This window comes from Pseudonocardia sp. McavD-2-B (assembly GCF_024124365.1).
Classification (GTDB): Bacteria; Actinomycetota; Actinomycetes; order Mycobacteriales; family Pseudonocardiaceae; genus Pseudonocardia; species Pseudonocardia alni.
The window spans coordinates 1-10,557 of record NZ_JAMXSG010000208.1 but is presented as its reverse complement, the minus strand read 5'-3'; the positions used below and the strand labels follow the sequence as shown (position 1 = coordinate 10,557).

9 protein-coding genes are annotated in these 10,557 nt (G+C 74.1%); 7 read left to right on the top strand and 2 right to left on the bottom strand.

What is annotated here, in order from left to right; genetic code table 11:
• Positions 1–972 precede the first annotated feature (972 nt).
• A complete protein-coding gene (locus NH602_RS22510) occupies positions 973–1,725 on the bottom strand; it encodes an oxidoreductase (protein ID WP_073575811.1) in 753 nt (250 codons plus the stop codon).
• 336 nt (positions 1,726–2,061) lie between these two features.
• Here NH602_RS22510 and acs point away from each other — a divergent pair, with 336 nt between their 5' ends.
• The 7 genes from acs (at position 2,062) to NH602_RS22475 (ending at position 9,152) form a co-directional block, all read left to right on the top strand.
• Positions 2,062–4,038 carry an acetate--CoA ligase gene (acs, locus tag NH602_RS22505; protein ID WP_253068842.1) on the top strand — a complete coding sequence of 659 codons (1,977 nt, stop codon included), beginning with the start codon at positions 2,062–2,064 and terminating at the stop codon, positions 4,036–4,038.
• Positions 4,039–4,111: 73 nt separating this feature from the next.
• Positions 4,112–4,537: an alternative ribosome rescue aminoacyl-tRNA hydrolase ArfB gene (gene arfB / locus NH602_RS22500; protein WP_253068841.1), complete on the top strand. Its 426-nt coding sequence runs from the start codon at positions 4,112–4,114 to the stop codon at positions 4,535–4,537.
• 133 nt (positions 4,538–4,670) lie between these two features.
• Entirely contained in the window at positions 4,671–5,192 is a 522-nt protein-coding gene (locus NH602_RS22495) for a phage holin family protein (RefSeq protein WP_073575814.1), read from the top strand.
• A 6-nt stretch (positions 5,193–5,198) separates the two neighbouring features.
• Positions 5,199–6,140: an alpha/beta fold hydrolase gene (locus NH602_RS22490; RefSeq protein ID WP_253068840.1), complete on the top strand. Its 942-nt coding sequence runs from the start codon at positions 5,199–5,201 to the stop codon at positions 6,138–6,140.
• Positions 6,141–6,190: 50 nt separating this feature from the next.
• Positions 6,191–7,459, top strand: a complete 1,269-nt coding sequence (gene purD, locus NH602_RS22485) for a phosphoribosylamine--glycine ligase (RefSeq protein ID WP_179761278.1) — start codon at positions 6,191–6,193, stop codon at positions 7,457–7,459.
• A gap of 198 nt (positions 7,460–7,657) precedes the next feature.
• Complete coding sequence (locus NH602_RS22480) at positions 7,658–7,867, top strand: hypothetical protein (RefSeq protein WP_139282823.1); 210 nt, start codon at positions 7,658–7,660, stop codon at positions 7,865–7,867.
• A 166-nt stretch (positions 7,868–8,033) separates the two neighbouring features.
• The gene (locus NH602_RS22475; protein WP_202416648.1) at positions 8,034–9,152 is read left to right on the top strand and encodes an aminotransferase class I/II-fold pyridoxal phosphate-dependent enzyme; all 1,119 of its coding nucleotides are present in this window, start codon (positions 8,034–8,036) and stop codon (positions 9,150–9,152) included.
• A gap of 7 nt (positions 9,153–9,159) precedes the next feature.
• On the opposite strand, the gene NH602_RS22470 is transcribed toward NH602_RS22475, so the two are convergent.
• A partial coding sequence (locus NH602_RS22470; protein WP_253068839.1) for a YhgE/Pip family protein occupies positions 9,160–10,557 on the bottom strand: 1,398 nt, incomplete at its 5' end.

Below are 10,557 nucleotides of genomic sequence, written 5' to 3'. Positions count from 1 at the left end.
CGCTGCCCGGCTCGTCCGGCGCCCCCGCCCGTCCCCGCCGCGACCCCGCCGCGACCCCGCCCGTCCCCGCCGCGACCACCGCGGACCCGACCGCGTCGCGACCGTCGATCAGTACGCCGATGCTGTCCGGGCAGCCTGCGAGCACGCTCGTGTACTGATCGACACGCGGTGAGCGGACTGCCGGGGGGGGGGCGAGGCGCGGGACGGTGCGGAGCGCCCCGAGGAGCGACCGTCGATCAGTACACGACTGCTGCCCGATCGCCGTCGGACAGCGCTGATGCACTGATCGACGGAGCCGTGCGGCTCGGTGGCGGAATCCGGCCGGTGCGGCGTAGCCGGCCGTGCCGGTGCGAGCGGTGGGGGCGGCCGTGCCGGTGCGGGCGGTGGGGCCGGCCGCACCGGTGCGGGTAGCGGGGTGGCCATGCGGGCAGCGCGGTGGCGGTGCGGGTAGCGGTGCGAGTAGCGGTGGGCGACCCGGCGCCGACGGTGTCGGTCCGGGACGCGGCCCGGATGCCGCGCGCGACCGCCGTTCGGGCGTCGTCGTGCACCCAGCCGGCGGCCGTCGACGGTCACCCTGTGCTGCTGAACCGGTGCATCCCGGTGCGAGGGTTGCCCGCATCACGTTCCAGGTCTACGAAGGAGACACGGACCCCGGCCGGGCCAGAGGCGTCTCGGAGGAGAAGAGGCGTCTCCCCTGACCGGGCTCCGTACGTGGGAACCGGATCACGTCCACGCCGAGCACGCCGCGGGAGGCATGTCGTCGTGGGCCTGCGAACCGGGACGCCGGGCGCCGAGGCCGCACAACACGGCACGTAGTGCACGCCAGGACGCCGGTTCCCACGTCGGGCCGGGTGGTGCCCCTCGGGGCACCACCCGGCTCTGTCGTGTTCGAGCCCGGCCGGAGCGCGTCGGCCCGGTCGGGGTGCAGCGGCTCGACCGAGGGCGCGCGGGGCCCGTGCCGAGTCCGTGGGCTCAGCCGGACTGTGCGGCGGCGATCGACAGGCCCTCCCGGCCGCCCGCCTCCCACTCCGCGCAGGTGTGGACGATCCAGCGGGCCAGACCGTCGGGCGTCCCGGACGCGAACGCCGCCGCGGCCTCCCGGTACTCCGCGGTGCGGCGCAGGAACCCCACCTCGGGCACCGACAGACCGCGCGGGTCCAGCCCGGTGGACATCGCGGTCAGCCGGGCCGCGGCCCGGGCCACGACGCCGTCGGCGGTGCCGAACGGGGCCAGGGTCAGCAGCTCGCCGTGCACGACGGCGACCAGCACCGGTGCCGGCACGGAGGTGCCCCCGCCGATCAGGTCGGCCAGCGCCGCGAGCCGTCCCGACGTCGCCGGACGCGGCCTGCCCAGCACCTGCTCGTGCTCGGCGGCGGGCACGAGGTCGCCCGCGGCCAGGACGTGCAGCCGGGCGAGCCCCTGCAGCGGCGCGCGACCCCAGGTGTCGAGGAGCTTCGCGCGCTCGTCGGCGATCCGGACGGCGCCGGCGAGGACCGGGTCCGAGACGTGGTCGGCGGTGACCGGCCGCAGCGGGGCACCGTCGACCGCAGCGGACGAGCGGGCCGCGCGCAGGGCGGCCTCGGCGGCCGTCGCGGGCCACCCGCGCCGGTTGACCGGCTGGTTGTGCACCTCGGTGGCCGCGTCGCGGGCGCGGGAGACCGCCTCGGCGACGCCGGGGAGGGCGGCGAGCGGGGCGAGCGGATCGGCTGCTGCGGGGCGGGCCATGGGCGTCATCGTCCCAACCCGTGGGTTACCGTCGGGTAGTACCCCTGCGGTGCGGACCGCTCGACGACCGGTCATGGTGATCCACCGACCGCCGGACGCCCGTCCGTCCACCGCCGAGGGTCCCGCGAACCTCCGTAACGCACCGGGGAGTGGCCCCCGACCTGCGCGGACGGTCAGGTGCGGCCCCTGTGGCCTGTCCGTACCTGTCCCGACAGACGGTGCACGGGCCACGACGTTTCACTAGCGTCATACGGCACACGTGCGCGCACACCGAGTGCGCCCGAGGCCGCCACGCCGGCCCGAAGTGACCCGCCGCGTCGAGGAGGACACGAGGACATGGCCGAGTCCGAGAAGAGTTCTGCGCTCAGCGCACTCTCCACCGAGAGCAGGGCGTTCCCGCCGTCGGAGGAGTTCGCGTCGCAGGCGAACGCCACCGCCGACTGGTACGACCGCGCCGACTCCGACCGCGAGGGGTTCTGGGCCGAGCAGGCCGACCGTCTGCACTGGACGACGAAGTGGGACACAGTCCTGGACTGGGAGCCCCCGTTCGCGAAGTGGTTCGTCGGCGGCGAGCTCAACGTCGCCTACAACTGTGCCGACCGGCACGTCGAGGCGGGCAACGGCGACCGCGTCGCCATCCACTGGGAGGGTGAGCCCGGCGACTCCCGCACCATCACCTACGCCGACCTGCAGCGCGAGGTCTCCAAGACCGCGAACGCGCTGACCGAGCTGGGCGTCGGCAAGGGCGACCGGGTCGCCATCCAGCTGCCGATGATCCCCGAGGCCGTGTTCTCGATGCTGGCCTGCGCCCGCCTGGGTGCGCTGCACAGCGTCGTGTTCGGCGGGTTCTCCCCGGGCGCGCTCAAGGCGCGCATCGAGGACGCCGAGGCCAAGGTGCTGATCACCAGCGACGGCCAGTACCGCCGCGGCAAGCCGGCTCCGATGAAGGAGAACACCGACGAGGCGGTCGAGGGCACCTCGATCGAGAAGGTCCTCGTCGTGAAGCGGACCGAGACCGACGTGCCGTGGACCGACGGCCGCGACGTGTGGTGGCACGACGCCGTCGACGGTGCCTCCGACCAGCACACCCCGGAGTCCTTCGACTCCGAGCACCCGCTGTTCATCCTCTACACCTCGGGCACCACCGGGAAGCCGAAGGGCATCCTGCACACCTCCGGCGGCTACCTCACGCAGTCCGCCTACACCCACCACGTGGTGTTCGACCACAAGCCGGGCGAGAGCGTCTACTGGTGCACCGCCGACATCGGCTGGGTCACCGGGCACACCTACATCGTCTACGGGCCGCTCGCGAACGGCGCCACGCAGGTGATGTACGAGGGCACGCCGAACACCCCGCACGAGGGCCGGCACTGGGAGATCGTCGACAAGTACAAGGTCTCGATCTACTACACCGCCCCGACGCTGATCCGCACGTTCATGAAGTGGGGCGAGGACATCCCCGCGAAGTACGACCTGTCCTCGCTGAAGGTGCTCGGCACGGTCGGCGAGCCGATCAACCCCGAGGCCTGGATGTGGTTCCGGGAGAAGATCGGCAAGGAGAACTGCCCGATCGTCGACACCTGGTGGCAGACCGAGACCGGCTCGCAGATGATCGCGCCGCTCCCGGGCGTCACCGCGACCAAGCCGGGCTCGGCCATGCGTGCGCTGCCGGGCATCTCCGCCACGGTCGTCGACGACACCGGCACCCCGGTCGGCAACGGCGAGGGCGGCTACCTGGTCCTCGACAAGCCGTGGCCGTCGATGCTGCGCGGCATCTGGGGCGACACCGAGCGCTACAAGGACACCTACTGGTCCCGCTTCGCCGAGCAGGGCTACTACTTCGCCGGTGACGGCGCCAAGTACGACGACGACGGCGCCATCTGGCTGCTCGGCCGCGTCGACGACGTCATGAACATCTCCGGGCACCGCATCTCGACCACCGAGGTGGAGTCGGCGCTGGTCAGCCACCCGACGGTCGCCGAGGCCGCGGTCGTGGGCGCCTCCGACGAGACCACCGGCCAGGGGATCGTCGCGTTCGTCATCCTGCGCGGGAGCGCGTCGAAGGACGAGGCGAAGGGCGAGGAGGCCATCAAGGCGCTCCGCGACCACGTCTCCAAGGAGATCGGCCCGATCGCCAAGCCGCGCCAGATCCTGGTCGTGGAGGAGCTGCCGAAGACCCGATCCGGCAAGATCATGCGCCGCCTGCTGCGCGACGTCGCCGAGAACCGGGACGTCGGCGACGTCTCGACCCTCGCCGACTCGTCGGTGATGGACCTGATCTCGTCCGGCATGAGCGAGTCCAAGGAGGACTGACCCTCCGGTCCCGGCGGCCCCGGGCCCGTGCTCACCGCACGGGACCCGGGGCCGATCGGCGACACTGGTCGGTGTGGACGACCCGATCGAGGTGCGGCGGGGCTTCGTCGTGCCCGCCCGCGAGCTGCACTGGCGGTTCTCCCGTGCCTCGGGGCCCGGTGGGCAGGGCGTCAACACCACCGACTCGCGGGTGGAGCTGTCCTTCGACCTCGCGGCCTCGCCGAGCGTCCCCGACGACCTGCGCGACCGCGCCCTGGCACGGCTGGCGAACCGGCTCGTCGACGGCGTGCTCACCGTCGTCGCCTCCGAGCACCGCAGCCAGCTCCGCAACCGCGAGGCCGCCCGCGGGCGGCTCGCGACCCTGCTCGCTGAGGCGACCGCGGCGGGCCCGCGCACCCGTCGCCCGACCCGTCCGACGCGCGGTTCGCAGCGTCGCCGGCTCGACGCCAAGAACCGGCGCGGTCAGATCAAGAAACTGCGCGGCCGCCCGGACGAGTGAGGCCGTGTCCCCGGCGTGGCGCAGCCGAGCGGGTCGCCGGGCCCCGTGGCACGATGGCGGCTCACCGAACGACGGCCGTCCGGGGGATCCCCAGCGCCCCGGGCAGGCGAGTGCACCAGCAGGAGGGAAGACGGTGGCCAGCAACAGCCAGTCGGGCAACGCGGAGGTTCCGCCGGTCCTGCCCTCGATCCCGCTCACCAACGAGCCGGGGCCGCGCGACGCGTCCCTCGGTGCCCTCGCGAAGGACGTCACCACCCACCTCTCCACCCTGGTCCGGTCGGAGGTGGAGCTCGCCAAGGCCGAGGTCACGGCCGAGGTGAAGAAGGGCGTGCAGGGCAGCGTCTTCTTCGTGATCGCGGCGGTGGTCGGGCTGTTCAGCCTGTTCTACCTGTTCTTCACCCTGGCCGAGTTCCTGTCGCTGTGGCTCAACCGCGCCGCGGGCTTCGGGATCACGTTCCTGTTCATGCTGCTCGTCGCCGGCCTGTTCGGCTTCCTCGGCTACCTGCGGGTCCGCAAGATCCGCAAGCCCGAGCGCACCATCGACTCGCTCAAGGACTCCGCCCAGGTGCTCGCCCAGCGCGGTCACCGCGGTGACCGCGACAACGTCCGCGAGATCGCCGACGGCACCTCCGGGCGGCACGCCGCCGCGGGCTGATCCGGCGTGTCCGCGACGACCGGTACCCCGCCCGACCCCTCGGTCGTCCGGGTGCCCGGTCCGTGGACGCACCGCGCGGTGTCGGCCAACGGCATCCGCATCCACCTCGCCGAGTACGGCCCGCCGACCGGCCCGCTGGTCGTGCTGCTGCACGGCTTCCCGGAGTTCTGGTGGACCTGGCGCCACCAGCTCCTCGCCCTCGGCGACGCCGGCTACCGGGTCGTCGCGCCCGACCTGCGCGGCTACGGCGACACCGACAAGACCCCCCGCGGCTACGACCTGTGGACCCTCGCCGGTGACTGCGCCGGGCTGATCCGGGCGCTCGGGGAGCCGCGTGCCCACGTCGTCGGGCACGACTGGGGTGCCGCCATCGGCTGGACGGTCGCCACGCTGCACCCGCGGCTGGTCGTCTCGCTCACCGGGCTCGGGGCGCCGCACCCGGTCGTCATGCGTGACGCGGTGCTGCGCGACCCGCTCGGGCAGGGCCGCGCGAGCCGCTACATGGCCGGGTTCCAGCTGCCGCGGCTGCCGGAGCGTTCGCTGCGTGCCGACGGCGGCGCCCGGATCATGCGGGCGTGGGCGGGGCCGGAGTGGGCCGCCACCACCGACTTCGCCGACGCCGTCGCCCGCAACGCCGAGGCGATGCGGATCTCCACCGTCGCCCACTGCAGCCTCGAGTACTACCGCTGGTCGATGCGTTCCCAGGTGCGCCCCGACGGCCGCCGGTTCGCCCGCGAGCTCTCCCGGCCGGTCGGGGTGCCGGTGCTGCAGGTGCACGGCGCCGACGACCCGTGCGTGCTCGACACCACCATGCGCGGCGACGAGCGGTTCGCCGGCGCCGGGCTGACCCACCACACGCTCCCGGCCACCGGGCACTTCCCGCAGCAGGAGCACCCCACCCACGTCACCGCGCTGATCGGGGCCCACCTGCAACGCTGCGACGGCTGAGCGGACACCGGTTCCCCGTTGTCCGACGTGCACGGATACGCTCGGCCACCGTGCGGATCCTGATCGTGGGAAGCGGTGCGCGAGAGCACGCCATCGCCGTGGCTCTGGCGCAGGACCCGGAGGTGACGGCGCTCGCTGTCGCCCCCGGCAACGCGGGGACGGCCGCGGTGTCCGAGCAGCTCGGGCTCGACGTCACCGACAACGGCGCCGTCGTCGACGTGGCGCGGACCTGGCAGGCGGACCTGGTGGTCGTCGGGCCGGAGGGCCCGCTGGTCAACGGTGCGGCCGACGCGGTGCGCGAGGCCGGCATCCCCTGCTTCGGTCCGAGCGCCGAGGCGGCTCGGATCGAGGGGTCCAAGGCGTTCGCGAAGGCCGTCATGAGCGCGGCCGGGGTGCCGACGGCCTCGTCGGTCGTCGTCGACAACCCGGCGCACCTCGACACCGCGCTGTCGGTGTTCACCCCGCCCTACGTCGTCAAGGACGACGGGCTGGCCGCGGGCAAGGGCGTCGTCGTGTCCGGCGACATCGAGGTGGCCCGCGCGCACGCCCTCGGGCTGCTCGACGCCGGCCACCCGGCGCTGCTGGAGTCCTTCCTCGACGGGCCCGAGGCGTCGCTGTTCTGCCTCGTCGACGGCGCCACCGTGGTGCCGCTGCTGCCCGCGCAGGACTTCAAGCGCGTCGGCGACGACGACTCCGGCCCCAACACCGGTGGCATGGGCGCCTACTGCCCGCTGCCCTGGGCGGGCGAGGACCTCGCCGAGGAGTTGGTCGCCCGGGTCGTCGCGCCGGTCGCCGAGGAGATGGTGCGCCGCGGTACCCCGTTCACCGGGCTGCTCTACGCCGGTCTCGCGCTGACCTCGCAGGGCCCCGCGGTCATCGAGTTCAACTGCCGCTTCGGGGACCCGGAGACCCAGGCCGTGCTGGCACTGCTGCGCACCCCGCTGTCGCAGCTGCTGCTCGCCACCGCGACCGGCACCCTCGCCGACCAGCCCGCGATCGAGTGGGCCGACGGGTCGGCGGTGACGGTCGTCGTCGCCGCGGAGGGCTACCCGGCCACCCCGCGGCTCGGTGACGTCATCAGCGGCGCCGACGGGGAGGGCGTGCTGCACGCCGGTACCCGTCGCCGCGACGACGGCGCGGTCGTCTCCTCCGGCGGGCGCGTCCTGTCGGTCGTGGGCACCGGCTCCGACCTCGCCGCCGCCCGGGCCGAGGCCTACGCCCGGCTGGAGCCGGTCCGCCTCGCGGGTTCGCACCACCGCACCGACATCGGGCTGAAGGCCGAGCGCGGAGAGGTCAGCGTGCCCGTCGCGCAGGCCTGATGTTGCGCGGGCGTTACCGCCGTATGGCGTAACCCCAATAGTCCGAATGGCCTGACCTGGGTCTCCGTACCTCATTGTTCGATGATCATGAAGAGCCGGTAAAACCGGACACCAGGGTTTGATCTCCACCGGTTCGTCGAGGAATCGTCCTGTGGCACAGGGACACAGCCCGTGTCCCTGAACCACAGGAGGATCACCATGGCCCACGCTCCCCAGCAGGCCCGTCGTCGTCGCGCCCTCGCCCTCGTGGGTGGCGTCGTCGCCGCGCCGCTCGCCGCCCTGGCGCTCACCGGCACCGCGCAGGCGGCCGAGCTGACCCCGGTCGCCGAGTACCTCGACGACACCGTCGCCGACACCGACGCGCAGATCGGCGCCGTCGTCGACGCCCTGGGCTTCGAGGCCGAGTGACACCGGGCGGGCCCCGCGCCCGCCCCGGTTCGTGACCGACCGCGCGCCCGGGAGTGGGCTCCCGCCCGGGCGCGCGGTCCGGTCCCGTGCCGGGCCGCCGCCTAGGCTCGGCGGCGTGACCCGCCTGACCGTCGCCGCCCGTGCCGCCGTCGCCCCGTTCCACGTCATGGACGTCTGGGCGGCCGCCGCCGAACGGGCCCGCACCCACGGCGACCTGATCAACCTCTCGGCCGGGCAGCCGTCGACCCCGGCGCCGGAACCCGTGCGCGCGGCCGCCGTCGCCGCGGTGCAGTCGGAGGTGCTCGGTTACACCGTCGCCCCCGGCATCGCGGAGCTGCGCGAGGCCGTCGCCGGGCACTACCGGCGCACCCGGGAGCTGGAGGTCGACCCGGGCGACGTCGTGCTCACCACCGGGTCCTCCGGCGGGTTCCTGCTGGCCTTCCTCGCCGCGTTCGACGCGGGTGACCGCGTCGCCATGGCCCGCCCCGGCTACCCCTGCTACCGCAACATCCTCGCCGCGCTGGGCTGCGAGGTCGTCGAGCTGCCGTGCGGGCCGGCGACCCGGTTCCAGCCCACCGTGGAGATGCTGGAGGCGCTCGACGAGCCGGTGAAGGGCCTGATCGTGGCCAGCCCGGCGAACCCCACCGGAACCGTCCTCGACCCCGCCGAGCTGGCGGCGCTCGCGTCGTACTGCGAGGAGCGCGGCATCCAGCTCGTCAGCGACGAGATCTACCACGGCATCACGTTCCCGGGCAGCCCCGCGACGAGCAGCGCCTGGGAGACTTCGCGGGAGGCCGTGCTGGTCAACTCGTTCTCGAAGTACTTCTCGATGACCGGCTGGCGCCTCGGCTGGCTGGTGTGCCCGCCGCGGCTGCGCCGCACCGTGGAGGGGCTGGCCGGCAACTTCACCGTCTGCCCGCCCGCGCTGCCCCAGCACGCGGCGCTCGCCGCGTTCGACGAGGCGAGCTACGCCGAGGCCGACTCCCACGTCGTGCGCTACGGCCGTAACCGGGACCTGCTGCTCGACGGCCTGCGCGGGCTCGGGATCACCCGGCTCGCCCCCGCCGACGGCGCGTTCTACGTCTACGCCGACATCGCGCACCTGCTGCGCGAGGGCGAGGACTCGATGGCCCTGACCTACCGGCTGCTCGCCGACACCGGCATCGCCGTCGCACCGGGGCAGGACTTCGACCCGGTCGACGGCGGCGCCTACATCCGCTTCTCCGGCGCCGGGACGCCCGAGGGCATCACCGAGGCGCTGGAGCGGCTGCGGGCCTGGGTCTGAGCCGGCCTCAGAGCACCAGCTCGGGCTTCACCGCCGTCGCCGTCCACACCCGCTTGCGGTATGCCGCGAACGTCGCCAGCGCCAGCGCCCCGGCGAACCAGGCCAGCAGCACCGGCACCGCCGTCCCGACGACACCCGCCAGCTCACCGCCGTACATCAGGTGGCGCAGTGCGTCGACGGCGTAGCCCATCGGCATCACGTGGTGCACCGGGTAGAGCGGCCCGGGGATGGTCTGCCACGGGAACGTTCCGCCCGCCGAGACGAGCTGCAGCACCATCAGGACGAGCCCGAGGAACTGCCCGACCGCGCCGAGCAGGGCGTTGAGGGCGTGCACGATCGCGGTGAACGTCATCGAGGTCAGCCACAGCAGCGCCAGCGTCGCGAACGGGTGCACCGGGGTGATCCCCAGCAGCAGCGACACCACCGCGTACATGCCGGTGACCTGCACGACTCCCAGCAGGCCGGCCGGGATCCAGCCGCCCAGCGCGATCCGCAGCGGGCTCTGCCCGGCCGCGATCGCCCGTCGGGACAGGGGCTGGACCAGCAGGAACAGCACGTAGCCGCCGATCCAGGTGGCAAGTGCCATGAAGAACGGGGCCAGCCCGGCGCCGTAGGTGTCGGCCTGGGAGTAGGCGACGTCGCGGGTGGCGACGGGGTCGCCGATGTTCGCGGCGGTGGCCTCCCGGACGCCCGGGGCCGGGTTCGGGATGTCGTCCAGGCCCGAGGCCAGGCCGTCGTGCAGCCGCGTCGCGCCGGTGGCGAGCTCACCGGTGCCCGAGTCGAGCCGGCGCGCCCCGTCGGCGAGCCGGTCGGTCCCGTCGACCGCGGTGCGCTCCCCGTCGGCGAGCCGGTCGGCCCCGGTCCGCAGCGCGGTGGCGCCGGTGGACAGCTGCGTGGCGCCGTCGGAGAGCTTCCGGACGCCGCCGGACAGCTCGGTCGCGCCGTCGCGCAGGGTCCCGGCGCCGTCGGCGGCGCTCGCGATGCCGCTGCTGAGCTGCGGGGCCGACGCGGCGAGCTGCTCGGCGCCGTCGGCGACCCGCCCCGCGCCGGAACCGAGGCGGTCGAGCTGCCCGGACACCTGCTGGACGCGGGCGTTGCCGTCGACCAGCGGCTGCTTCGCGGTCGACAGCGCGGCCAGGGCCTGCTGCACCTGCTCGTCGGTGAACCCGCGCTCGCGCAGGTTCGCGGCGATGGTGCCGTCGGCGGCGTCGAGCTGGTCGGCCAGCCGGGCGCTCTCCTGCGCGACCCGGTCCCCGGCCGCGGCCAGCTGCGCGTTGCCGTCGGCGACCTGGCGGGCGCCGTCGGCCAGCTGCCGTGACTGCGCGGGCAGGTCGGCGGTGGCCTGGCGCAGGGTGCCCAGCCCGGTCGCGAGCTCCCCGGTGCCCGCGGACAGCCGGTCCGCGCC

Excerpts from the sequence above, each read along its gene's own strand:
- NH602_RS22510 (WP_073575811.1), bottom strand. The coding sequence starts at position 1,725 with ATGGCCCGCCCCGCAGCAGCCGATCCGCTCGCCCCGCTCGCCGCCCTC.
- acs (WP_253068842.1), top strand. The coding sequence starts at position 2,062 with ATGGCCGAGTCCGAGAAGAGTTCTGCGCTCAGCGCACTCTCCACCGAG.
- NH602_RS22480 (WP_139282823.1), top strand. The coding sequence starts at position 7,658 with ATGGCCCACGCTCCCCAGCAGGCCCGTCGTCGTCGCGCCCTCGCCCTC.
- NH602_RS22475 (WP_202416648.1), top strand. The coding sequence starts at position 8,034 with ATGGACGTCTGGGCGGCCGCCGCCGAACGGGCCCGCACCCACGGCGAC.